The 23,852-nt window shown below is 40.7% G+C and carries 25 protein-coding genes, 4 pseudogenes and 2 riboswitches; of the genes and pseudogenes, 24 read left to right on the top strand and 5 right to left on the bottom strand.

The window, feature by feature from the left end; all coding sequences use genetic code 11:
* The first annotated feature begins 16 nt into the window (after positions 1 to 16).
* The 9 genes from comGA to ACSVDJ_RS11465 are packed head-to-tail and all read left to right on the top strand — an operon-like array spanning position 17 to position 4,738.
* Positions 17 to 1,102: a competence type IV pilus ATPase ComGA gene (gene comGA, locus ACSVDJ_RS11505; RefSeq protein ID WP_439168865.1), complete on the top strand. Its 1,086-nt coding sequence runs from the start codon at positions 17 to 19 to the stop codon at positions 1,100 to 1,102.
* A complete protein-coding gene (gene comGB / locus ACSVDJ_RS11500; RefSeq protein ID WP_439168864.1) occupies positions 1,068 to 2,096 on the top strand; it encodes a competence type IV pilus assembly protein ComGB in 1,029 nt (342 codons plus the stop codon). Before comGA ends, comGB begins: the two co-directional genes overlap by 35 nt.
* Positions 2,097 to 2,111: 15 nt before the next feature.
* Positions 2,112 to 2,429 carry a competence type IV pilus major pilin ComGC gene (gene comGC / locus ACSVDJ_RS11495; protein WP_439168863.1) on the top strand — a complete coding sequence of 106 codons (318 nt, stop codon included), beginning with the start codon at positions 2,112 to 2,114 and terminating at the stop codon, positions 2,427 to 2,429.
* Positions 2,419 to 2,880, top strand: coding sequence for a competence type IV pilus minor pilin ComGD (comGD, locus tag ACSVDJ_RS11490; protein ID WP_439168862.1), 462 nt, complete (start codon positions 2,419 to 2,421; stop codon positions 2,878 to 2,880). Before comGC ends, comGD begins: the two co-directional genes overlap by 11 nt.
* Positions 2,864 to 3,169 (top strand): hypothetical protein, encoded by a 306-nt coding sequence (locus ACSVDJ_RS11485; RefSeq protein ID WP_439168861.1) that lies wholly within the window; start codon positions 2,864 to 2,866, stop codon positions 3,167 to 3,169. The genes comGD and ACSVDJ_RS11485 overlap by 17 nt, the downstream gene beginning before the upstream one ends.
* On the top strand, positions 3,126 to 3,584 hold the full coding sequence (gene comGF, locus ACSVDJ_RS11480) for a competence type IV pilus minor pilin ComGF (protein WP_518618870.1): 459 nt from the start codon (positions 3,126 to 3,128) through the stop codon (positions 3,582 to 3,584). The genes ACSVDJ_RS11485 and comGF overlap by 44 nt, the downstream gene beginning before the upstream one ends.
* Entirely contained in the window at positions 3,581 to 3,961 is a 381-nt protein-coding gene (locus ACSVDJ_RS11475) for a hypothetical protein (protein ID WP_439168859.1), read from the top strand. The genes comGF and ACSVDJ_RS11475 overlap by 4 nt, the downstream gene beginning before the upstream one ends.
* 49 nt (positions 3,962 to 4,010) lie before the next feature.
* The gene (locus ACSVDJ_RS11470) at positions 4,011 to 4,541 is read left to right on the top strand and encodes a shikimate kinase (protein ID WP_439168858.1); all 531 of its coding nucleotides are present in this window, start codon (positions 4,011 to 4,013) and stop codon (positions 4,539 to 4,541) included.
* Positions 4,542 to 4,558: 17 nt separating this feature from the next.
* Positions 4,559 to 4,738, top strand: coding sequence for a YqzE family protein (locus ACSVDJ_RS11465; protein ID WP_439168857.1), 180 nt, complete (start codon positions 4,559 to 4,561; stop codon positions 4,736 to 4,738).
* On the opposite strand, the gene ACSVDJ_RS11460 is transcribed toward ACSVDJ_RS11465, so the two are convergent.
* Together ACSVDJ_RS11460 and ACSVDJ_RS11455 are read right to left on the bottom strand one after the other, a co-directional pair.
* Positions 4,739 to 5,527 (bottom strand): YqhG family protein, encoded by a 789-nt coding sequence (locus tag ACSVDJ_RS11460; RefSeq protein WP_439168855.1) that lies wholly within the window; start codon positions 5,525 to 5,527, stop codon positions 4,739 to 4,741.
* The gene (locus ACSVDJ_RS11455) at positions 5,496 to 7,187 is read right to left on the bottom strand and encodes a DEAD/DEAH box helicase (protein ID WP_439168854.1); all 1,692 of its coding nucleotides are present in this window, start codon (positions 7,185 to 7,187) and stop codon (positions 5,496 to 5,498) included. Before ACSVDJ_RS11455 ends, ACSVDJ_RS11460 begins: the two co-directional genes overlap by 32 nt.
* Before the next feature lie 157 nt (positions 7,188 to 7,344).
* Positions 7,345 to 7,435, top strand: a riboswitch (glycine riboswitch).
* A gap of 3 nt (positions 7,436 to 7,438) precedes the next feature.
* Positions 7,439 to 7,520, top strand: a riboswitch (glycine riboswitch).
* A gap of 107 nt (positions 7,521 to 7,627) precedes the next feature.
* Here ACSVDJ_RS11455 and gcvT point away from each other — a divergent pair.
* Genes gcvT through gcvPB form a run of 3 tightly spaced genes read left to right on the top strand, consistent with a single transcriptional unit; the run spans position 7,628 to position 11,567 of the window.
* On the top strand, positions 7,628 to 8,731 hold the full coding sequence (gene gcvT / locus ACSVDJ_RS11450; protein ID WP_439168853.1) for a glycine cleavage system aminomethyltransferase GcvT: 1,104 nt from the start codon (positions 7,628 to 7,630) through the stop codon (positions 8,729 to 8,731).
* Between the two features lie 24 nt (positions 8,732 to 8,755).
* Positions 8,756 to 10,102 carry an aminomethyl-transferring glycine dehydrogenase subunit GcvPA gene (gene gcvPA, locus ACSVDJ_RS11445; RefSeq protein ID WP_439168852.1) on the top strand — a complete coding sequence of 449 codons (1,347 nt, stop codon included), beginning with the start codon at positions 8,756 to 8,758 and terminating at the stop codon, positions 10,100 to 10,102.
* Positions 10,095 to 11,567, top strand: a complete 1,473-nt coding sequence (gene gcvPB / locus ACSVDJ_RS11440; RefSeq protein ID WP_439168851.1) for an aminomethyl-transferring glycine dehydrogenase subunit GcvPB — start codon at positions 10,095 to 10,097, stop codon at positions 11,565 to 11,567. The genes gcvPA and gcvPB overlap by 8 nt, the downstream gene beginning before the upstream one ends.
* Positions 11,568 to 11,601: 34 nt before the next feature.
* Here gcvPB and ACSVDJ_RS11435 read toward each other — a convergent pair whose 3' ends face one another.
* Positions 11,602 to 11,925, bottom strand: coding sequence for a rhodanese-like domain-containing protein (locus ACSVDJ_RS11435; protein ID WP_439169097.1), 324 nt, complete (start codon positions 11,923 to 11,925; stop codon positions 11,602 to 11,604).
* A gap of 227 nt (positions 11,926 to 12,152) precedes the next feature.
* Between ACSVDJ_RS11435 and lipM the strand changes: the two genes are divergently transcribed.
* From lipM to ACSVDJ_RS11395, 8 genes and pseudogenes are all read left to right on the top strand, one after another.
* Complete coding sequence (gene lipM, locus ACSVDJ_RS11430) at positions 12,153 to 12,989, top strand: octanoyltransferase LipM (protein WP_439168850.1); 837 nt, start codon at positions 12,153 to 12,155, stop codon at positions 12,987 to 12,989.
* 295 nt (positions 12,990 to 13,284) lie between these two features.
* A pseudogene (locus ACSVDJ_RS11425) lies at positions 13,285 to 14,073 on the top strand (ribonucleotide reductase barrel domain-containing protein); the annotation flags it as partial.
* Positions 14,074 to 14,918: 845 nt separating this feature from the next.
* A pseudogene (locus ACSVDJ_RS11420) lies at positions 14,919 to 15,542 on the top strand (ribonucleotide reductase barrel domain-containing protein); the annotation flags it as partial.
* 138 nt (positions 15,543 to 15,680) lie between these two features.
* Complete coding sequence (locus tag ACSVDJ_RS11415) at positions 15,681 to 16,268, top strand: GIY-YIG nuclease family protein (protein WP_439168849.1); 588 nt, start codon at positions 15,681 to 15,683, stop codon at positions 16,266 to 16,268.
* Positions 16,269 to 16,434: 166 nt separating this feature from the next.
* A pseudogene (locus tag ACSVDJ_RS11410) lies at positions 16,435 to 16,950 on the top strand (ribonucleotide reductase barrel domain-containing protein); the annotation flags it as partial.
* A 265-nt stretch (positions 16,951 to 17,215) separates the two neighbouring features.
* Positions 17,216 to 18,016, top strand: coding sequence for an HNH endonuclease (locus tag ACSVDJ_RS11405; protein ID WP_439168848.1), 801 nt, complete (start codon positions 17,216 to 17,218; stop codon positions 18,014 to 18,016).
* 84 nt (positions 18,017 to 18,100) lie between these two features.
* A pseudogene (locus ACSVDJ_RS11400) lies at positions 18,101 to 18,703 on the top strand (ribonucleotide reductase barrel domain-containing protein); the annotation flags it as partial.
* A gap of 145 nt (positions 18,704 to 18,848) precedes the next feature.
* Complete coding sequence (locus ACSVDJ_RS11395) at positions 18,849 to 19,715, top strand: patatin-like phospholipase family protein (protein ID WP_439169096.1); 867 nt, start codon at positions 18,849 to 18,851, stop codon at positions 19,713 to 19,715.
* 10 nt (positions 19,716 to 19,725) lie between these two features.
* Here the strand turns inward: ACSVDJ_RS11395 and ACSVDJ_RS11390 are convergent, their stop codons facing one another.
* Both ACSVDJ_RS11390 and ACSVDJ_RS11385 read right to left on the bottom strand, forming a co-directional pair.
* Positions 19,726 to 20,085: an SA1362 family protein gene (locus ACSVDJ_RS11390; RefSeq protein WP_439168846.1), complete on the bottom strand. Its 360-nt coding sequence runs from the start codon at positions 20,083 to 20,085 to the stop codon at positions 19,726 to 19,728.
* Positions 20,086 to 20,119: 34 nt separating this feature from the next.
* Positions 20,120 to 21,061: a DUF1385 domain-containing protein gene (locus tag ACSVDJ_RS11385; RefSeq protein WP_439168845.1), complete on the bottom strand. Its 942-nt coding sequence runs from the start codon at positions 21,059 to 21,061 to the stop codon at positions 20,120 to 20,122.
* A 132-nt stretch (positions 21,062 to 21,193) separates the two neighbouring features.
* Between ACSVDJ_RS11385 and ACSVDJ_RS11380 the strand changes: the two genes are divergently transcribed.
* The 4 genes from ACSVDJ_RS11380 to efp all read left to right on the top strand — a co-directional run bounded on the left by ACSVDJ_RS11380 (position 21,194) and on the right by efp (position 23,845).
* Positions 21,194 to 21,694, top strand: coding sequence for a YqhR family membrane protein (locus ACSVDJ_RS11380; protein WP_439168844.1), 501 nt, complete (start codon positions 21,194 to 21,196; stop codon positions 21,692 to 21,694).
* Between the two features lie 64 nt (positions 21,695 to 21,758).
* Positions 21,759 to 22,208, top strand: a complete 450-nt coding sequence (gene aroQ, locus ACSVDJ_RS11375) for a type II 3-dehydroquinate dehydratase (RefSeq protein ID WP_439168843.1) — start codon at positions 21,759 to 21,761, stop codon at positions 22,206 to 22,208.
* The gene (locus ACSVDJ_RS11370; protein ID WP_439168842.1) at positions 22,205 to 23,266 is read left to right on the top strand and encodes a M24 family metallopeptidase; all 1,062 of its coding nucleotides are present in this window, start codon (positions 22,205 to 22,207) and stop codon (positions 23,264 to 23,266) included. Before aroQ ends, ACSVDJ_RS11370 begins: the two co-directional genes overlap by 4 nt.
* Positions 23,267 to 23,287: 21 nt before the next feature.
* The gene (gene efp, locus ACSVDJ_RS11365; RefSeq protein ID WP_439168840.1) at positions 23,288 to 23,845 is read left to right on the top strand and encodes an elongation factor P; all 558 of its coding nucleotides are present in this window, start codon (positions 23,288 to 23,290) and stop codon (positions 23,843 to 23,845) included.
* Positions 23,846 to 23,852: the final 7 nt, after the last annotated feature.

Here is a 23,852-nt window from a genome sequence, read left to right as displayed (position 1 = left end):
GTGGTGAAATTTGTGCATGATAGTTGAAAAGGTGGTCGAAGAGATATTGAGTGAAGCGTTAGCTCTCAGTTCTACTGATATCCACTTTATCCCTCGTCAACACGGCTATGCCGTTCAGTTCCGCTCCTCAGGTCAATTAGTTCCTCATACCGAATTTTCTTTGCGAGAAGGAGAACGATTAATTTCACATGTGAAGTTTATGGCCTCGATGGATATTGGTGAGAAACGAAAGCCTCAAAGTGGTTCTTTTCAGTTAGAATTGTCAGGCTTTGTTATCTCTTTGCGTATTTCAACTCTTCCTACAGCCCTCTCGAAAGAAAGCCTCGTCATTCGATTATTACCTCAGCAAGCTGTCCTTGATATGTTTCAGTTATCTCTATTTCCTAACTCAGCTCAAAAATTACTTGCGTTGTTATCTCATTCTCATGGCTTAATAATTTTTACTGGTCCGACCGGGAGTGGTAAGACGACAACTCTTTATTCGCTCATTCAGCATAGTGCCAATCAGCATCAGCGTAACGTGATCACGTTAGAAGATCCGGTTGAAAAGCAAAATGATCGCTGGCTTCAAGTGCAAGTGAATGAAAAAGCAGGTGTCACATATTCGACAGGGTTGAAAGCGATTTTGCGTCATGATCCAGACGTGATCATGGTGGGAGAGATTCGCGATGAAGAAACCGCTAGAATTGCGATACGAGCGGCATTAACAGGTCATTTAGTTTTGACAACGCTGCATACAAAGGATGCGAAAGGAGCCGTGTTTCGTCTGTTGGAGTTTGGATTAAAGTGGCATGAAATTCAGCAAACGCTCGTGGCGGTGACCGCTCAGCGATTAGTCAATTTAACATGTCCTCAATGTGGTGAAGTATGCTCTCTGTCTTGTCGTTCAGGGAATAGACGCAAGCAAGCGACAGTGTATGAAATTTTAAGTGGAGCTAATTTGCAAGAGGTGTTGAAGGAAGCGAAAGGAGAAAGTGGAAGTTATCAATATCCGCTACTAAAAGATGTATTAAGAAAGGGGATTGCCCTTGGATATCTCTCTCAAAAAGAATATCATCGTTGGATATTTGAAGAAGAGAAAGGCGACGAAGTACCAAGGTGAATTTATTTTTCGTCTCGGAGAAATGTTGCAGCAAGGCTTTACAATCGGTAGTGCCTTGGAATTTTTATTATTAAACTTCGATCGAAATCATCATGAATCTATTCGTTTAATTCGCTCAGAATTAAATGCGGGAACTCCATTGAATGAAATCCTTCAATTGCTTCAATTTCCCTCAACGATTTGTCTACAAGTGTTTTTTGCCGAAAAGCATGGACATCTTCCTGCTACGTTAAAGCATGCTGGAGACCAATGGAAAAAAACAGAGAAAGCGAAAGAAAAATTAACGAAATTGCTTCAATATCCATTATTTCTACTTTTTCTGTTATTTATGTTGTTGTTTCTGTTAAATCATTTTTTGATGCCTCGCTTTGAAGAACTTTATGCTGCGCTTGGCTTTACCCCACAAGGAGGAACATTTGCGTTAATTGCCTTTTTACAAGTGGCTCCTCCATTGATTATGACGGTTACCTTCCTCATCTTTATCATTTTCACGATGCTTTTTCTCTATTATCAAAAACAAACTCCGCAAAAAAGAATCTCTCTTTTAATGAAAATACCCGTTGTTTCTGCTTATTTTTCATTGTTTTTTACCCGTTTATTTTCTAAGGAAGTGTCTTATTTACTGAAAAGCGGTTTTGCTGTGAATGAAGTGTTGCTCATTTTACAGCAACAAATGATGCATCCGATTTTAAAACATATCGCTCATGAGATGAATGCGACTTTATTGCTTGGCCATTCGTTTGCTGAAGCGGCTGAACAAATCACTTGCTTTGAAAAACAATTGGCGAAGCTTCTTCGTCACGGGGAAGCGAACGGTCGACTAGCGGAGGAGCTATTTATTTTTAGTGAGTTTTGTGAGGAGATCATTGAAAAAAGAGTGAAGAAAATGTTAGCCATCTTGCAGCCGTCTATTTTTCTATTTGTGGGTATCGTCGTTGTCGCAATCTATTTATCCGTCATGTTACCAATGTTTCAAATGGTCGGGTCTGTATAAATGGGAGGGAACACAATGAGAAAAATACTCAAGGATAATCAAGGCTTCACACTAATTGAAATGATGATTGTATTGTTAGTGATCTCGGTGCTGTTATTTATCGCCATTCCTAACGTCGCTAAGCAAAGTAAAAATATTAACAATAAAGGCTGCGATGCTTTTAAACGTATGGTAGAAGGACAGGTACAGGCATTTCGGATCGAGGAAAAGAAGTACCCTGCTACCGTTCAGGAAATGGTGGATAAAGAATATTTGAAAAAGGATGAAACGAGCTGTCCAAATGGAGATAAGTTAGCGATTAGTGCGGATGGAGAAGTAACTGTTGCTAAATAAGTGGATCGAGCATCTTCGCAACCAACAAGGTGTTTCTATGTTAGAGATGCTGATGGTTCTAGCCGTTTTTCTTATTATCTTGTCGGCGGCGATGATTCCCTTTCCGAAAATGTTAGATAGCATAGAGAAGGAGAAATTCATCGATCAATTGCAGGCGGATCTTTACCTTGCCCAATCTTATGCGATATCAAAACAAGAGATTGTCAACGTTCAATTTTTGACGACAAGAGATTCCTATCGGGTAAAAACAGTGAACATTCCTTCTGAGATGTTAACTCAAAGAGAATTGCCCGATTCTATTCGACATATGGACGGTTCTTTACAGGAGATTTGGTTTTTGCCGAATGGTAATACGAATCGTTTTGGTACGATGCTGTTTAAATATAAAGATCGATATATAAAAGTCGTGTTTCAAATTGGCAAGGGGAGATTTTATGTGGAGGAACAATGAAAAAGGTTTTTCTTTAGCTGAGAGCTTACTGTCGCTTTCGGCTGTGCTGATCTTGGTGATGTTGATTTTGCCTTTGCTTTTGCAAATGATTGGTCAATCGAAAGCATTATGGGAAAGAGAAAAAGCGATGAGAGTGTTATTTGAAGAGGGAGAGAAGCGGCTTCATGAAGGGGAGAGTTTTTCTTATATTTATGTAGAGGAGGGTGAAGAATATCATATATCATGGGAGGCTAAATCGGCTGCGTGTGTGGAAGTATCTAAGAAGAAGTTTTGTATTCAGCAGCAATAAAGGCTTTACTCTAGTGGAATCCTTGCTTATCCTTATCGTATTTATGATGCTTGCAGCTCTATTTCCGATGATTTATGGAACGGTATATCAAGTCAATGAACAACTAGAACCTGATAGAAAATCAGAGTGGGAGCTATTTGTTATTCAGCTAAGAAAAGAAATGTATCGTTCTCAATCATGGGCGCCAGCTAATAATAAGCTTTTTTATCAACAGGAAGGACAGAAAATCTCGATTGAACAATATCAACGCAGTGTAAGGAGGAGAGTGAACGGCATGGGCCATGAAATGATGCTGAAAGAGGTGGAATCGATTCAATTTTATTGGGCGGACGAAGCTCTATGTGCTAAAGTGATCTTTACTAATGGGGAGGAGGAACAGGCGCAGTTTTATTCGTTGCTTGAGGAACCGTTATGAAAAGGTTGATTTTCAATGAACGTGGCGTATTGTTTCCTTATGTGTTAGTACTTTTTATCGTCGTTTCATCAACGGCAGTTTTAGGTGTGGAGACTTTCGTAAGTAAGCAAAAAACAGCAATGAATTTAACTGAATACTATGAAATAAAAGTGATCGAGCTGTTAACCCTGCAACATTTGGGTCAACAACTTGCCGAAGGAGTGGTGACAACTGGGGTGTTTGTCACCAATAAGGGAGAGGTGCGTTATTCTGTTTCTCCAGAAGTAGAGAAAGATCAATATGTGATTCAGTTAAGAACGAAGAAAGACGGGACGAGTTTTCAATCAAATGTGGTGTATGATCAAACGACTAAGCAATTTGTTAAACGTATAGATTAACGATTACACAGTCGATATAATAGAAACATTAGGTAGGGGGAGAGGCAAGATGACGACGATTTTTATTACAGGGTTCATGGGAGCAGGCAAAACGACTATTGGTCAATTATTAGCGGAGCAGTTACAAATTCCTGTCATTGATACAGATGTTTATATTGAACAACGAGAAGGAGCAGCTATTTCTGAGATTTTCCGCGATAAAGGAGAAGTGTATTTTCGAGAAGCAGAAACAGCGGCTCTTCAACAGATCTGTACAAATGAACAGAAAATTGTTACAACTGGCGGCGGTATTATTATGAAAGAACAAAACCGGCAGCTCATGAAAAAACATGGGTTTGTCATTTTTTTAGAAGTAGATTTAGCTGTCATATTCGATCGGTTGAAAGGTGATACGAGTCGGCCGCTCATTCAAAATCAAGAACAAGCCCGCATTCAAGAGTTATATGAAAGCCGATTGCCGCTGTACAGGGAAGGGGCAAACTTGATTATCCATGCGACGGATCAAACAGCCGAGCAAGTAGCGGACGAAGTGATTCAACGTTTAAAGCTTGAAGAAAGCGGAGAAACTAACACCATCTAATAGGAGGTGTTAGTCGCTTGTCTATCTATGAAGTTATTCGTTATTGTACGCAAAGCACACTATCTTATTTAAATGAACCAAAACAAGAGAGAAAACAAAAGCGTCAGCGTAGGAAAACGGAGCGACCAGCCTTTGCATCTAGGTGGTTCGGTGTGTTACCTTGGGCGGTGCGTGAACTGTTTCGAAAAAGTTCATAGTCAACTATGTGGCGGAGTCAAATAAATGATTCCGCCATTTACAATGTCTATTTTAATTTTCGGTTCATAGCGCTTTTTTAAGGCGGCTTTTTCGAGGAAGAACGCTTCAGGCTTTTCCTCTTCTTCCTCGTAAAATGAATGTAACAAGGCCAAATCCTCTTCCCATCTATTGATTGCTTTCTGTGCCCATTGCTGATCCTCATTTTTTAAGCGGTCGTCTAAAAACTGATGAATTCGTCGAACCCCGCTTAACGGCTTGATTAAAGGAGCAATGGTAAAGGAGAAATCGGGAATTTTTCCTGAGAGAGATTTTCGTTCCAGTATGTTCATGAACTGCTCTTGAATTTGTCCGTTGATTAAATTAAGTCCGAATGAATGGAACTGCTCCTTCTTGCGATCCGTCTCATAACATACTTTTACATTAATTAATAGCCAAGGATGAAGAGCTTGTTGACGGTGGGGTGTTTGCTGTTCATAAAGGCGGACAAATCCTGCGCGCTGTTTAGCTGATTGAAAAATCTGTTGCAGGCGTGGCGCTCCGAAATGAACGACTTCTCCTTTCAATTCGTTTGAAGCCTCTTTTTGATTAGTAATGAGCGTTAAAGAAAGCGGTTCGCCGACTAAGCCTGTTTTCTCGATGTAATGCCAATAAAAAGGACGATTCATTAGCTCCTTGTCCAAGTCAGGTGTCAGCTTGACCGTTAGTGAACAAGCTGTTTTCTCTAAGATCGAACATTCTCCCACTGTAAAATACTGTTCAAGAAATTGATGAATTTCGTTCGTTTGCACGGATTTCCTCCTCCTTTTTCCACTCGTTAGCCAGTTCAAAGGCCGCCTCAAAATTTCTCATTTTAATTTGCAACTCGCCTTCTGTTTTCGAATGTTGGAAAATATCTGTTAAATGCTCTTGCATATTAGGGATCTCCATTTTTGTTAAAATATCATCCAACTCTCCGATCGCTTGCTCAAATAAACGAATCTTCTCATACAATAGCTGCATAATACGATCTTCAATTGTATCTTTAATCGAAAAATTGTATATATGGACATCTTTTGTTTGACCAAAGCGATGAATCCGTCCAATTCGTTGTTCCAGTCTCATCGGATTCCACGGGAGATCAAAATTAATTAAGTGATGGCAAAACTGAAGATTGAGTCCTTCACCACCGGCCTCTGTTGCAATTAATACTTGAGCATGATTTTGGAATAACTCCTTCATCCAATCTTTTTTTCCGCGTTTAAATCCACCGCGAAAAGGGACAGAGCTTATGCCATGCTGTTTAAAAAACCACTGTAAATACATTTGCGTCGCTCGGTACTCGGTGAAAATAATGACTTTATCATCGATCGATTGTACGAGCTCCAATGCTTTTACGGCTTTGGAATTTTGAGAGACAGCTTCAATAGCCGATAGTATGCCATGAAAGCTTTCAGGTAGTTGATCTCCCCATTGCGTAGCCATATTTTTTAATGTATAGAATACGGCTTCTTTACTGCTGCAAGCTTCCCGCTGTAAAGTGAGCAAGGAAAATGCGCTTCCTATCTGTTCTGGATGTTCGCGGACAAAATGCTCAAGGGATTCATAAAGAGCACGTTCCTGTGGAGTGAATTCCACTTGAATGTTCTCGACTTTTCTTGCTGTCCATTCGACCCCTGTATCTTGCCGGCGATGACGAACCATCACTTTATCCATCAGTTTCATTAACTGTCGGTGATTCTGCACTTGGCGATCGCCTTTTTTAAACTGTTCACTAAACTGTGTCTCACTCCCTAAATGGCCGGGTTTTAATAAAGAAACGAGATGAAACATTTCATCTAGGCGATTTTGTATCGGCGTAGCCGTTAATAATAAACAAAACTTCTTTTTTAAATGCCGCACAAATTGATAGTTTTTCGTTTTATGATTTTTTAATTTATGAGCCTCATCGATAATAACTAAATCATATTCTTGCTCATAAATTTTCTCTTGATGAGGGCTTCTTTTAGCCATATCAATCGAGGAGATGACAATATCGTATTGATCCCAAGCATAGGATTTCTTTTGAGCAATGGCCGGAATATAAAACTTATGATTCATTTCACTTGCCCATTGTGAGACGAGGGAAGCGGGGGTTAAAATTAATACCTTTTTAACCAAGCCACGAATTAAATACTCTTTAAGGATCAGCCCAGCTTCAATTGTTTTTCCAAGACCGACTTCATCTGCTAAAATCGCTTTTCCATTCATTTCTTCAATCACTTTTCTAGCCGTTTCGAGCTGGTGAGGCAAGGCAGTCAGGTCTGGTAAAAAGTCAGGGGCTAACAATCCTTCGAAATCATTGATTAACATTCGTGTTTCCATTTTGAACGCTGATTGGAAGAGTGGCCAGCTTCCCCATGGTCCATCTTGATTGAATCTTTTCTCAAGCTCCTCACCCCAAGCGTTATTAAACAATATATCTACACTCATCTACAAAACTCCTTTATAAAAATGATTGCGGAAACCTCATCGTTAATGGTAGGATGTAAGGGAACAAAATATTATGTCATTTTGTAAAAGACGAACAATAGTCGATTTTTATATGCGAGTGTTCATAGTATGCCCATTTTTTAATTTAATATTGCGAATGAAAGCAAGGGGAGAGACCGGATACGCGGCGCCGAAGGAGCAAACAAGTCATTTGTGAATCTCTCAGGCAAAAGAACTCTTGCTGGACGCACCTCTGGAGAGTGTTTCGTTAACGAAACCACCAAAGAAGACAGCCTGTTCATTCAGGGTAAACTTTCAGGTTCAAGGACAGAGAACAACTTTTATAAGCTGTTCTCTGTCTTTTTTTATGGAAAATCCTAAATGAAGATGGAAACAGCGCTGGGTGTCACACGAAAATCAATAATCAAGGAGGAAGGTTAATGGGAGACTTAAAACGTACGCCACTATTTGAAGCATACAAGCCGTATGGTGGAAAAACGATCGATTTCGGTGGATGGGAGCTTCCAGTTCAGTTTTCAAGTATTAAGGAAGAGCATGAAGCGGTCCGAACGAAAGCGGGATTGTTTGACGTATCTCATATGGGAGAGATCACGGTTAAAGGAAAAGATGCACTTGCGTATCTTCAAAAAATGATGACGAATGACCTTTCCAAATTGAAGCCTAATGGTGCGATCTATACAGCAATGTGCTATGAAAATGGCGGAACGATAGATGACTTGCTAGTTTATATGCTAGATGAAGAAGAATATTTACTTGTTGTGAACGCCGCGAATACAGAAAAAGATTTTGAGTGGTTGAAGCAGCACGAAGAGGGAGAAGTGGAGCTTAAAAACGTGTCTAATGATTGGGCGCAGCTTGCCTTGCAAGGACCTTTAGCAGAAAAGGTACTTCAAAAGCTTGTAAAAGAAACCGATTTAAGCGACATTACATTTTTCAAATTCCGTCAAGCCGTCAATATTTCAGGGGGATCAGCTCTCATTTCTCGCACAGGCTATACAGGAGAAGATGGCTTTGAAATTTATTGCGAAAGCGATCATGCTGCTAAACTATGGCAGGACATTCTTGAAGTAGGGAAGGAAGATGGTGTCGTCCCTTGTGGATTAGGTGCTCGTGACACACTTCGTTTTGAAGCAAACCTTGCTTTATATGGGCAGGAGTTATCGCAAGACATTTCACCGATTGAAGCAAACCTTGGCTTTGCAGTGAAAACGAACAAAGACTTTTTTATCGGAATCGAAGCATTAACGGCTCAAAAAGAAAACGGTCCAGCTCGTAAGCTCGTCGGGCTTGAAATGATCGACCGCGGGATTCCGCGTCACGGTTATGCTGTGTACTCCGCTAGTGGTGAAGAGCTTGGCTTTGTCACGACAGGTACACAATCACCAACATTAAAGAAAAATATCGGGGTTGCTTTATTAAAAGCAGAATATACGTCCATCGACACAGACGTATTTGTGGAAATTCGCGGCAAAAAGCTAGCAGCTAAAACGGTGAAGACACCATTTTATAAACGTTCAAACTAAAGGATTAGGAGAGGGGATGAAATAATGAAGCATCGTTACTTACCAATGACAGAGGCTGATCAAAAGGAAATGCTTTCAACGATTGGCGTTAAGATGATTGATGAATTATTTGCAGATATTCCAGAAAAGGTGCGCTTTCAAGGACTATACAAAATTAAAGAGGCAAAAGCTGAACCTGCGTTGAAAAAAGAGCTGAGCACACTCGCTGCCAAAAACGCTCACGCAAAACAATACGCTTCCTTTTTAGGTGCCGGTGTCTACGATCATTACGCACCGTCCATTGTTGATCATGTCATTTCACGTTCAGAGTTTTATACAGCTTATACACCATATCAGCCGGAAATTTCTCAAGGGGAGTTACAGGCGATTTTTGAATTTCAAACGATGATTTGTGAACTAACGGGTATGGATGTGGCTAATTCTTCGATGTACGATGGTGGCACCGCGTTAGCAGAAGCGGCGATGCTTAGTGCTGGACAGACAAAGCGGAAGAAAGTTCTTGTATCGGAAACGGTTCATCCAGAATCTCGCGACGTGTTGAGAACATATGCGAAAGGTCAAAACATTGAAGTAGTAGAAATTCCTCATAAAGATGGAGTGACAGATCTTAATCAATTACAAGCTCTTGTTGATGATGAAACGGCAGCCGTGATTGTCCAATATCCGAACTTTTTCGGAGCGATTGAGTCATTGCCTGATGTAGAGAAAATCACTCATGAACATAAAGCATTATTTGTCGTCTCTGCTAATCCACTTTCACTCGGTGCGTTAACACCTCCTGGGAAGTTTGGAGCTGATATTGTCATCGGTGATGCGCAACCATTCGGTATCCCTGCAAGCTTTGGTGGACCGCACTGTGGTTACTTCGCTGTAACGAAAAAACTGATGCGTAAAGTGCCGGGGCGTCTTGTCGGGCAAACACAGGATGATGAAGGGCGCCGTGGGTTTGTGCTGACATTACAGGCACGTGAGCAGCATATTCGCCGTGATAAAGCAACGTCTAATATTTGTTCGAATCAAGCATTGAATGCACTAGCAGCAAGCGTGGCGATGACCGCTTTAGGGAAAAAGGGGATCAAAGAAATCGCGATCCAAAATTTACAAAAAGCCCATTTTGCAAAAGATACATTAAAACAGCACGGAGTAGAGATTGTGTTTTCTGCACCGACTTTTAACGAGTTTGTTGTTCGTTTGCCTCAACCGATTAAAGAAGTGAATCAGCGCTTATTTGAAAAAGGCATCATTGGCGGTTATGACCTTGGTTTAACGTATCCAGGTCTTGAAAACTGCATGCTGATTGCGGTGACAGAATTGCGGACGAGAGAAGAAATTGAATTACTTGCAAAAGAATTGGGGGATAGCCATGAATAACAACGATCAATTGCTTATTTTTGAAATGTCTCAACCGGGCCGAATCGGCTACAGTTTACCTGAATTAGATGTACCTGAACAAGATCTATCCCATCTTTTACCTGCTAGATATGTGCGTGAGGAAGAGCCGGAGCTTCCTGAAGTGTCTGAGCTTGATATTATGCGTCATTACACAGCGTTATCGAAAAGAAACCATGGAGTGGACTCGGGATTTTATCCACTTGGCTCTTGTACGATGAAATATAACCCAAAAATTAATGAAGATGTTGCTCGTTTTGACGGCTTTGCGCATATTCACCCGCTTCAGGCAGAAGAGACGGTGCAAGGTGCGCTTGAATTAATGTATGATCTTCAAGAGCATTTGAAAGAAATTACGGGAATGGATGAAGTGACGTTACAACCAGCGGCCGGAGCGCAAGGAGAATGGACGGGACTAATGCTCATTCGTGCGTTCCACGAAGCAAATGGTGACTTCCAACGGACGAAAGTGATTGTTCCAGATTCAGCTCACGGAACGAACCCGGCATCTGCGACCGTAGCTGGTTATGAAACGGTGACTGTAAAATCTGGCGACGACGGTTTAGTAGATATTGAAGATTTAAAGCGTGTCGTCGATGAAACAACAGCCGCGTTAATGTTGACGAATCCAAATACGCTCGGATTATTTGAAGAAAATATTATAGAAATGACTGAAATTATTCATAGTGTGGGCGGGAAAGTCTATTATGATGGAGCCAATTTAAATGCCGTTTTATCGAAGGCGCGTCCTGGAGATATGGGCTTCGATGTCGTCCATTTAAACCTTCATAAAACCTTCACTGGCCCTCATGGTGGCGGTGGCCCAGGTTCAGGCCCTGTTGGGGTGAAGGAAGACTTAATTCCGTTTTTACCAAAGCCTGTGCTTGTGAAAGAAGGCGAGACATTCAAATTCGATTACGATCGTCCGCAAGCGATTGGTCGCGTGAAGCCTTACTACGGAAACTTCGGTATTAACGTTCGAGCGTATACGTATATTCGTTCAATGGGTCCTGATGGATTAAAAGCGGTCACGGAATATGCCGTATTAAACGCCAATTATATGATGCGTCGTTTAGCTCCATATTTTGACTTGCCGTTTGATCGCCATTGTAAGCATGAGTTTGTGTTAAGCGGAAAACGTCAGAAAAAGCTTGGGGTAAGAACACTCGATATTGCGAAGCGTCTGCTTGACTTTGGCTATCATCCACCAACGATCTATTTCCCGTTGAATGTAGAGGAATGTATTATGATCGAGCCAACGGAAACAGAATCGAAGGAAACGTTAGATGCCTTTATTGATGCGATGATTCAAATTGCGAAAGAAGCAGAAGAAAATCCAGAAATTGTGCAAGAATCGCCTCATACGACCGTCATTGGTCGCCTAGATGAAACAATGGCGGCACGCAAACCGGTTCTTCGCTATGAAAAAGCGTTGCAAAACGCTTAATTATAATAAAAAACTGCCTCGGGAGGGCAGTTTTTTATTTGCTCTTTATTTTTCCAGTCCATTTCTTGAAGCCGCCTTCAAGATGGCTAATATTTTTGTATCCTTTTTTGCGTAATGTCATGGCCGCGCGCCCACTTCTCATTCCGCTTTGGCAATAAAGATAAACCGGTTTGTCAGGACGAATCTCGTTTTCCATGCGCGTCTTTAATTGGCTCATCGGAATATTACGAGCGCCTAAAATATGGCCGGCTTCAAATTCATTTGGCTCACGAACATCAATCAACTGAGCTTTACGATAGCCTTTAATGAACTCTTCCTGAGAAAGTGGTGTGACCGCTTTTTTCTGGGAAAAATACATATATAAAGTGTACAAAATAATGGCGCCTAAAATGGCAGCAATGGTATACAGCAACGTATACACCCCTTTCAAGTAAAATTGCAACATTATCTATTATAAACTTGCCTTCATGAAGAATCAAAAGAAATGAAAGCAACCGTTTCATTTTTGAATAAGTCTTTGTTTTTTGCTCAGTATTTGATAGACTGTATGAGGGAATTTACAAACGAAAAAGGCGTGCATGGATAATGAAAAAAGAAGTATGGAAGTTTATTGATTCTGGCCGTCGCTCTGCTAGTTATAATATGGCGATGGATGAAGCATTACTCGATTGGCATAGTCAAGGAAAGATTCCACCATTGATCCGTTTTTACGGTTGGGAGCCAGCCGCATTATCAATTGGTTATTTCCAAAAAGCGGAGAAAGAAATCAATATGGAAGCGGTCAAGGCACACGGGCTTGACTTTGTGCGTCGTCCGACAGGCGGCAGAGGCGTTCTTCACGAGCACGAATTAACGTATAGTGTAATTGTCTCTGAAGAGCATCCGAACATGCCTACGGGTGTGACAGAGGCCTATCGTGTCATTTCTGAAGGGATATTAAAAGGGTTCCACCATCTTGGATTGGAAGCTTATTTCGCTGTGCCTAAAACGGCAGAGGAGAAAAACGGTTTGAAAAATCCGCGCTCTTCGGTTTGTTTTGATGCACCGAGCTGGTATGAGCTTGTAGTAGAAGGGCGGAAAATTGCTGGAAGCGCCCAAACAAGGCAAAAGGGTGTTATTTTACAGCATGGCTCGATCTTGTTAGACCTTGATGAAGATAAGCTATTTAGTCTGTTTAACTACCCGAATGAACGTGTTAAAGAAAGAATGCAAACCGCATTTAAAAATAAAGCGGTAGCGATTAACAGCATTAGTCCAAAAAGCATTACATTAGATATGGCTCGTGTTGCATTTAAACAAGGCTTTGAAGATGGGTTAGGCATTGAATTAGAGCCGCTTGAGTTGACGGATGAACAGTCCGCTTCTATCGAAAAAATAGCGAAAGAGCGTTATGAGTCAAATGAGTGGAATTTCAGGAGATAAGTAATGGTGTCGCATTTTTTGAATACGAACAAAGGTTTTGTTTTGATGCAACCTTTAAAATTATTCTTTTCATCCGATTATCGCTTGTTTTTCTGATGATCTCTCATTTTTTTCGGCGAATACAGCCGTTTTGTCGCTTGACAAAAAAATATTTTTAACTCAATATGTAGTAATGAAATCACTAGAACAAACACAATATATTGTGTTTGTTCTAGTTTTTTATCAAAATATATGGGTATACATTTAAGAACTACTAAGAACTACCAAGAAAAAGTATAGAAAAGGAGTTGTAGATATGTCAGTTACGTCTGTAAAGAATATGTCTATCAACATTGACAGATTAAACAAAGACATTAGCGTTTTTCCGCAGGTTCATCCTGTGACCTCTGACATGAATATTACGCATAAAGGGGTTTCACGCCTCGTGATGATTGATCGCTATTCGTTTAAAGATACAGAAAAGGTCACTTTAACAGAAGGCGATTTTGTTGTGTTAACAGTTAAGGCAGACCCGAAATTTCCCGCGCGAGGTGTTGGCTTCATCGTAAGCATTGACTGGGAAGAAAAGAAAGCAGAAGTGCTAGTTGATGAGGAATTCCGCAGCGCACTTGATGATCCACAAGAACAAGAAACAGGTATTGTTTGCCGTTCTCTCGATGTGATCGAAAAGCCGTTGGAAATTTTCTACGAGCAAATTGCTAAACGTAATGCGACAGGTCTGGCTTCCGTTGAAAAAACAGAGGAAAAGCAAAAAGAATGGTTTGAGAAATTCTACCATGAATTGGTTCATTTGAACTTTATTCCAGCGGGACGAGTTCTATATGGAGCGGGTGCGGCGACAGACGTAACTTATTTCAACTGTTATGTCATGCCGTTCGTTCAAGATTCACGCGAAGGCATTTCCGAACATCGCAAGCAAGTAATGGAAATCATGAGCCGCGGCGGTGGAGTAGGAACAAACGGTTCAACACTACGCCCGCGTAACACACTAGCTAAAGGAGTTAACGGAAAATCTTCCGGATCAGTCTCTTGGCTAGATGATATCGCTAAGCTTACACATCTTGTGGAGCAAGGTGGGTCCCGTTAAACAGTCTCCAAACGGCGGGAGTAAAATCTTGCGAATTGCTGGGACACCCTGAGAGCCTTATTTACTACAACGTGATCGGAAACGATGAGCGTGAAGGTTAAAAAAAATAAGGATTGGGCGATCAGCAGCGAAGGATCTTTGGAAACAAAGGTCAACGTTCAACGACTATTGAAACTTCCTAAGGTTTAAGTGAAAATCAACAGACTGGCTGGTGAAGAAAGTGAAAGCTAAGGAAGGAGTAAACCATAGTAAACGGCAACGTCGCTATGGGGCGCAAGACAAAGAAGAGCTTAAATTTTCTTCTTTGATGATATAGTCTGATCTCATGTGAAAGCATGAGAGCTGGGCAGAAATGACCTAGCCCTCTTAAAAAGAGAGAGTAACAAAAAAGCGTGGAGCACAGATGATTATGTTGGCGGATTAAAAAGTTGAAAGTTGTTTGTTTTTCCGTTATCCTCTAATTAGGAACAAATGTTCTTTTGGGGAACATACGGAAAAGAAGAACAATTTATCCAAATGCTAGTCCGCGTTGTTCAGAGAATGAACGATTAGAAAACCGGGTGAATTGCAGGGAAATCCTGAGAGGCAATTAAGCTACAACGTGACTGGAAACGGTGAGCGTGAATGCTAAAAAATTAATTGCATTGGACAATCTGCAGCCAAGCGCCGTATAGGTGAAGGTTCAACGACTATCGAAAACATTCGAATGGAATGGAAGTAGAGTAGGGAAATATTTTTTTCCGAAGCGCCCGGCCCCTAACAGATCAAGCTGAGGGTGATGATATAGTCTATTCCGTCTGCATAAGCAGAGTTAAAGTATCCTGAAAAGGACGGTATAATTGTGGCACCCTGATATTGTTGAATTCATTATTTCAAAAATGCAGAATCCGCGTATTTTACGCTTCTTAATTGAAAATACAGAAGACGAACAAATTAAAAAAGCAGCGCAAGAAAAACTGAACTTTAAGCCATTGTCTGAGCGTGAATCAGCGATGTACCAAGGAGTGGTCAATTACAAAAGCATTCCTGGTTATGGCGGTTTCAGCCCTGAAATCATTTCAGATGCTGAGGAAAAATTACGTACAGGTGGAACGTACACGGTACACCACCCAGAGTTTTTAACAGGTGCGAACATTTCCATCTGCTTAACGAATGATTTTATGGAAGCAGTGGAACAAGATGTAGAATACGAATTGCGCTTCCCAGCTGTAGAAACGTACAATAAAGAGGAAATGCAATATTATAACGAAAACTGGCATAAAGTTGGCGATGTACGCGAGTGGAAAAAACAAGGACATGCGGTGCGAACTTACCGAAAGATCAAAGCGCGTGAACTTTGGAACTTGATCAATATTTGTGCCACATACTCGGCTGAACCAGGCATTTTCTTCATCGATAATGCGAACGAAATGACGAATGCGAAAGCATATGGGCAACAAGTTGTTGCGACAAATCCGTGTGGTGAATAGTTTGCCTCACGTAAAACATTGCGGGATAAAGCGGGAAGGCTGAGAAGCTGATCCGAACCGAAGGCTAAAGGTAAAATTTTAGTCAGGGGCAACGCATAGGAGCTGAAACTTCAACAATAACCTCTTCATAAAGCTATGACAGGTTCAATTTATTTAATTAGAAATTTTATAACAGGAAAATGTTATATTGGCCAGACTATCCAAAATCCAGAAGATAGATTTAAACAACACTTAAAGCTTTTAAAAACCAATGAAAATCAATTAATTTCAAAAGCCATAAGAAAATATGGGGAAAAATCATTTGAATTTACTATTTTGGAGAGCAATATTCCAGAAGAAAAATTAAATGAAAAAGAGATTGATTATATCCAAAAGCTTGATACGCTATATCCAAATGGATATAACTTGTCTGAGGGCGGACAAAAAGCAAAACGCCAACCAGTGTTGTTAGAAAAAGAAACGTCAATTCTTAAATGGATAGATGAGGGGAAATCCTTACGAGAAATTGCTTTAATATTGGGAGTAACACATCCAACGGTTAAAACTATACTCAATAGAAATCAAATACAACCAATAAAAAGAAGCAAATATAAACCTGTTATTACTGAAGAGGAAAAATCAAAAATTGCTCAACTGTATCGAGATGGACTATCAACAAAAGAAATAGCTATACTGTTGAATAGAAGCGAAAGAGGTGTAAGAAGATACAGGGGTTATTGTTGAAGAATATAATGCTGTCAGAAAGAATCTGACCACTTAAAAGTTTTTAAGTGCCCACGAGACCGCAACATTACACAAAATCAAGTGTAATGAAAATGTATGCTGAGCTTACAGGAAGATGAACTGTAAGAACTAGAGGATAAAAAGCCTTTAGGATAACAAACTACTGGAACAACCACTTGCACCGTTTTCTGTCTGTAATTTAGCTGCCGTGAACTTAGCGGAAATGGCAGATAAGGAAACAAAAACGGTAAACTTTGAAAAACTAAAACAAACGGTAGCTGTGGGCGTGCGCATGCAAGATAATGTCATTGATGCGACACCATACTTCCTTGATGAGAATAAAAAGCAAGCATTAGGTGAGCGTCGTGTCGGCCTAGGAGTTATGGGGCTTGCGGATTTACTGATCTATTGTGAGAAAGAATACGGTTCACCAGAAGGTAATGAACTAGTGGATCAAGTATTCGAAGCGATTGCGGTTACTGCTTATAAAGAATCCGTTGAATTAGCGAAAGAAAAAGGAAGTTTCCCATTCCTTCAAGGGGAAACAGAAGAAGAAACGAATCGTTTAAGACAAGCCTTTATTGAAACAGGCTATATGAAAAAAATGCCTGAAGATGTGCGTGCAGCGATTCTTGAAAACGGAATCCGCAACTCGCACTTACTGACTGTTGCTCCAACGGGTAAATAATATTGCCCCCCGTGTGAGTAATCACATGGTGTAAATCGTACTATATGCGGGAAACTCTGAGAATTCTTTTGTACCTGTGCTTTGCCACCACGAAAAGGTAAAAATCAAAAGATGCAGACAATCCGCAGGGAAGTCGTGGCTGACCCCTCAACGACTAAACGTACGACAACCGATAAATCTAGTTACTTAATTCATGGATTATAAAGATGTAAAGGTGTGAATTAGACTGGAGAAAAAATGTTTGAACTGCTCAACCGTTATGAAAGTTAAGCCAAGTGGTTTTGAAAGAAAAAAGTTTTGCTCAAGAAAGTGTAAAGGTGCTTACCAAAGTAAAAATCCGGTTTCGTTTCAACATTTAAGTAGAAAAGAAAAAGTACTGTGTAGTTATTGTAAATCTACTTTAATTAGGAAAAAGTGTGAAATAGATAAACAAAAAAACTTTTTTTGCAACAAGGAATGTAATGCACATTATAAAAGAGAAATTGAAAAACCCGGACCAAAAAGAGACCGAATTCCTCTTAAATGTGAGGAATGTGAGGAAGTATTTGAAGTGATTAACAGCAGAAAGAATGCGAAATATTGTTCTAAAAGCTGTTTAGGTAAGGCTAATGGTAAGAGAGCAAAACAAAAACTTTCAAAAAAAATAACGGTGAAGTGTGCGCATTGCGAACAACCAATTATAAAAAAGCCTAGTAACATAAAAAAAATAAATTTTTGTACCGTTGATTGTATGGCAACATACTATACCGAGAAAAAGCTTTTTACAGGAGAAAAAAGTGGTACTTGGAGAGGCGGTAAAATAACATATTATGGTGCCAATTGGTTAGCGCAAAGGCGAGCAGCTAGGAAGCGTGATGAATTTATCTGTCAAAAATGCGGGATTCCTGAAATGGAATATGGACAAGAACTATCTGTCCACCATATCATCCCATTTTCTGTATTCGATGATTACATGGAGGCTAATAAACTAAATAATTTAGTCAGTGTTTGTGAGCCATGTCATCGAGTGATTCATTCAGGTGATAATCATCCTAGCAAATTTAATCAAACATTCGGTTGATGATATAGTCTGACCCATATGGCGACGTATGGAGTGGGTACTAATAATCCCCACCCTCCTAAATAAAGGAGAGTAACAAACGTGAGTACTGGAACAATGGTCGGCGTGTCAACAGGTTTAGAACCATACTTCTCTTTCACTTACTACCGAAGCGGTCGCTTAGGGAAGTTTATTGAAGTGAAAGCGGATATTGTTAAAGAATATTTAGATCGTCATCCAGAGGCAGACTCTGATCAGTTGCCTGAATGGTTTGTGACGGCGATGAGCTTGTCTCCAGAAGCACATGCGGATGTACAATGCGTGATTCAACGTTGGATCGATAGTTCGATCTCCAAAACAGTGAACGCACCGCGCGGCTACACGGTAGAACAAGTCGAGCAAGTGTATGAGCGTCTTTATAAAGGCGGAGCAAAGGGTGGTACGGTATATGTTGATGGAAGCCGTGATTCCCAAGTGCTTACACTAAAAGCAGAAGAAAATGATTTCGAGGAAACAGAAACGAAAACAAAAGAACATGAAAACCATGTTGTTCTCGTTGACACGATTCAAGAAATTCGTTCAACGAATGTGACGATCGGTAGTGAAGTCGGCAACACTTGTCCCGTTTGTCGCAAAGGAACAGTAGAAGAAATGGGCGGCTGTAATACGTGTACAAATTGCGGCGCTCAGCTGAAATGTGGTTTGTAAAATAGATAAGAAGGCGGCTATCAATCTTTGGATTGGTGGCCACTTTTTGCGTAATGATTGAGTCACTCAAATTTCCACTTCTAGGACAACTTTTCCTTGCTTACACATATAACAATCAGGCGTAAGTGGGAGAGGTGAGGGAGTGATGAAGATCGATGGGGTGTTTTCGGGTGGGGGAATTAAAGGGTTTGCGCTAGTCGGTGCATTTGAGGAGATCGAGCAAAGAGGCTTAACCTTTGTTCGTTTAGCCGGTACGAGTGCAGGAGCGATTATTGCCGCTTTTATCGCCGCTGGTTATTCCAGTGACGAACTGAAGCGAATGGTGATGGAAGTAAACGAAAAGCAGTTATTGGATGATGTCATGTTTGACTTCCCCTTTTTGAAGTGGATGAAGCTTTATTTTCAGCTCGGTTTATATAAAGGAAAGAAGCTTGAACAGTGGCTAGAGACGAGACTTGAACAAAAAGGAATACGAACATTTGGGGACCTTCCACCAGAAGCGTTACGTGTTGTGACATCGGATATTACCAATGGTCGCTTGCTCGTCATTCCGGATGATTTGCCTTCTTATAATAAAGACCCACTTGCATTTTCAGTGGCACGAGCTGTTCGAATGAGCTGTACGATCCCGTATTTTTTTCAGCCGGTGAAATTAAATGGCCGAGCGTTAACGGTCGATGGTGGCGTGTTGAGTAACTTCCCTATTTGGCTGTTTGATGAGGCAGACAAAAAGCTGATGCGCCCGGTCCTTGGCGTGAAATTGATGACGAAAACAACAGGAGTCTCGCGACAAGTGAAAACAGGAATCGATTTATTTGGCGCTTTGTTTCATACGATGAAAGATGCTCACGATGCCCGCTATATTTCAAGGAGACATGAAAGCAATATTCTCTTTATTCCAGTGCAGGAAACGGCGATTACCGACTTTAACTTAACAGACGAAAAAAAAGACGTCCTTATTCAAACAGGACGTGATCATGCTAAGGCGTTTTTTAAGCGCTGGAGTTATTAATAACCGGGTTTTACGAAGAAGCCCGGTTATTTTTTTTGCCTTTCTTTCCTTCGATCACCGTTAAATGAGCAGATGATTTTCGTCTTAAAGGTTTCTTTTTTGTAGCTGGAGTGGAGGGGTGAGGTGTTTTTTGCCGGCTTTTCAATCGTCTTTTCGATTGTTTAGCGGCTTTTGCAAACGCTCGATCTTCACCATTGCCACCTAACCGCTTTCTCATGATGAGGCGATAGATTAACACAATAACGGCTACAGTTACTGCTGCGATAATCAGCTGCCGAGCTAGAGCTCCAGGGGCATTAAACAACATGGAAACGAGCCCAATAGCAGCGAGTGCAATTAATGAAAAGGTAATGACTGTACGAGTTGTCAATAAAGCCACCTCCTAACAAGCTGTTAATTACATATTAGACAATTTCCTCGGTGTTTAATCCTTTTTGTGTGTTTTCCTCAAAATTTATTAATTTTTCAAATGAGGCGATCGCTACTTCGACTTGATCATCTGTCGGTTCTTTCGTTGTTAGCAATTGCAACCACAAGCCAGGATAACCGAGAAAACGTAATACCGGAACGTCACGCAGTTTATTCGTAAGCTGAAGCACTTCAAAAGAGATACCAAGAACGACAGGAATGAGAGCGATTCGATTGAGTACTCTCACATATAATGGTTCAGTTGGCACTAGTGTATACACAAACATGCCGACAATGACTGTAAATAAAATGAAACTTGAGCCACAACGGTAATGGAGACGAGAAGCTGCTTGCACATTTTCGACTGTTAACGCTTGGTTATTCTCATACGCATTAATCACTTTATGCTCAGCCCCATGATACTGGAATACTCTTTTAATCATTGGTGTTAAAGAAATTAAGTAAATGTACACTAATAGCAAAATAAGTTTGAATACACCTTCGATTACAATTTGTTCCATATCACTTGAAAAGATTGAGCGAGTAGATTCCGCTAAAAAGACAGGGACTAAAGTGAAGACGAATTTCCCAAATAAAAAAGAGAGGATTCCAATGGCTGCTACTCCTAGAACCATAGCCAGTTTAGATGGCTCTGTATTTTTCTTAGCATCTGCTTCATCCGCGTCAAAATCATATTGTTCTTGAGAGAAATTTAAATGCTTCGATCCGTTCGCCGCCGCATCTAAAATCGCAAAGATCCCTCGAACAAATGGAATTTTTTTAAATATTCGAAGCGATGAATTTGTTTTTCTCGGTAAATGATAATAGGCGATCGATTGGTCTTTTTTACGGACAGCGGTCACGGTGTGATGCTTTCCGCCAAACATAACGCCTTCTACAACTGCCTGACCGCCATAAACTGGCTTTTGTTCACTCATGGGATACCTTCTTTCATTAAATTAAAGATAAAGCTTATATACATATTTTAGCCGTTATTTAGAAAAAATAAAAGCTGAATCACTCAACAAAAATGCTTTCTGAAAGTTTGTTATTCGTGAAGGTGGAGGTGCATGATGGAAAAAGACGTGAAACAAGCGAAAGAGATTCATTTTCCGCTGAAAAATGTTATTCTTATTGGTTTTTATGGAGGGTTATTTTGGGGAGCGATCGCTCAATTTGTTGCCTATTTTAATTTTATTAGTTTCAATCCGAACGCCGTATTAAAATATATGCATGTAACAGAATTTAAAAAGACGTATTTAAACGTGGGGATGAGCATTTTATTTTATATCATTTGCTCGCTTATCCTAGCTTTCATTTATTACGCCTTATTCCGAAGAAAGAAGTCGATGTGGGTCGGAGTGATGTACGGTGCTAGTTTATGGGTGATCTTCTTTGTCGTGCTTCGTTCGATTTATCCAGCGATCCCGTGGTGGAGAACGATGAACAACGATACATTAATCACGACGATTTGCCTTCTTCTTCTATATGGTTTGTTTATCGGTTATTCCATCTCCTATGGTTATGAACATCATAAACGGATGAATGTTCAGGCAGAAGAGACCGAGTAAGTAGTTATTAGTAAAATAAATATGTTAGAATGTTCTTGTAACTATATTCGGGGGCAGGGAAAGTATGAAGAATATTCTATTATTAAACGGGCCTAATCTAAACCGACTCGGAAAAAGAGAGCCGGATATTTACGGAGCCGTTACTTTAGAGGAACTTGAAAATCGCTTGATTTCTAAAGCGAAGGAAGCGGACGTAGCGCTTTCCACTTTTCAATCGAACCATGAGGGAGAGCTGATCGATCGTCTTCATTTGGCTGCGGATGAAGGAGTGGACGGGATTATTTTTAATCCGGGAGCATTCACGCACTATAGCTACGCACTGCGCGATGCGGTAGCGTCCATTTCGATTCCAGTCATTGAAGTGCATATTAGTAACATTCATGCACGGGAGTCATTCCGTCATCAATCGGTGATTGCTCCAGTCGCTAGTGGGCAAATCGCAGGTTTGGGATTGATCGGGTATGAGCTGGCTTTACAAGCGTTAATACATAAAACGGGGGAGAGCGAAAAATGATCAAATTAAATCAGCTTCGTACTATGATGCAAGCAGAAGGGATTGATGGATTGCTCGTGATGAGCCCATACAATCGCCGTTATTTAACGGATTTTACTGGTTCTTCTGGAGCGGCGTTAGTCACAATGGATCAAGCGGCGTTTATTACCGATTTCCGCTATGTGGAACAAGCGCAAAAGCAGGCAGACGGCTTTCGGATTGTGAAGCATGAAGGAACCATTTATGAAGAAATCGCCAATCAAGCGAAAGAATTAGGGGTGAATCGACTCGGTTTTGAAAAAGCGTACATGACGTTTCAGTCTTATGAACTCCTTCAAGGGCTCGTCAAAACAGAGATTGTTCCTGTTAGTGAATTAGTTGAAAAATTGCGCTTGATTAAGAGCGAATCAGAGATTAAGATATTAAAGGAAGCGGCCGCTATTGCCGATGCGGCATTCGAGCATATTCTTGAATTTATTCAACCAGGGAAGACAGAGCTTGAGGTTTCCAATGAACTCGAGTTCTTTATGAGAAAGTGTGGCGCGACATCTTCATCTTTTGATACAATAGTAGCCTCAGGTAAACGTTCCGCTCTACCTCATGGAGTAGCGAGCGATAAGGTGATTGAAAAAGGCGATATGGTCACACTTGACTATGGCGCCTATTATCAAGGCTATGTTTCGGATATTACTCGCACCATTGCAGTGGGTGAACCATCTGATCAGATGAAAGATATTTATCATATTGTGTTAGCAGCACAGTTGAAAGGTATGAATGAAATCAAGGCGGGGATGACGGGGAAAGCAGCGGATGCGATTACGCGTGATCATATAACGAAAGCTGGATATGGCCAATATTTTGGGCATTCAACCGGTCACGGGATCGGCCTTGAAGTGCACGAAGGACCTAATCTTTCTTCCCGTTCAGAAATGGTATTAACCCCGGGCATGGCTGTGACAGTCGAGCCGGGAATTTATTTGCCGGGAGTAGGCGGTGTGCGTATTGAAGATGATACGATCATCACGGAAAATGGAAATGAACCGCTCACACATTCTACTAAAGACTTAATCATTCTTTAATGATAATGGAGGATTTACAAAATGATTTCAGTAAATGATTTTCGCACAGGACTAACAATTGAAGTGGACGGCGGCATTTGGCGCGTCGTTGAATTCCAACATGTAAAGCCAGGAAAAGGAGCGGCATTTGTTCGTTCTAAGCTTCGTAACCTTCGTAACGGTGCCATTCAAGAAAAAACATTCCGTGCGGGTGAAAAAGTAGCGAAAGCTCAAATTGACAATCGCAGAATGCAATACTTATATGCAAATGGCGATCAGCACGTATTCATGGATAATGAATCATACGAGCAAATCGAACTACCAGCTGAGCAAATCGAATACGAATTGAAATTCTTGAAAGAAAACATGGAAGTTTCCATCATGATGTATCAAACAGAAACACTTGGTGTGGAATTACCGAATACAGTTGAACTAAAAGTAACTGAAACAGAGCCAGGCATTAAAGGTGACACTGCTTCAGGTGGTACGAAGCCAGCAACTGTAGAAACAGGCTTAGTTGTTCAAGTTCCTTTCTTCGTGAACGAAGACGATGTATTAATCGTGAACACGGATGACGGAAGCTACGTTTCACGTGCATAAGTTTTAA

The organism is Bacillus sp. Hm123 (assembly GCF_051842975.2).
In the GTDB taxonomy this organism is placed as follows: domain Bacteria; phylum Bacillota; class Bacilli; order Bacillales; family Domibacillaceae; genus Bacillus_CE.
The sequence above is the reverse complement of the archived record's forward strand: the minus strand, read 5'-3'. Positions and strand labels throughout refer to the sequence as shown.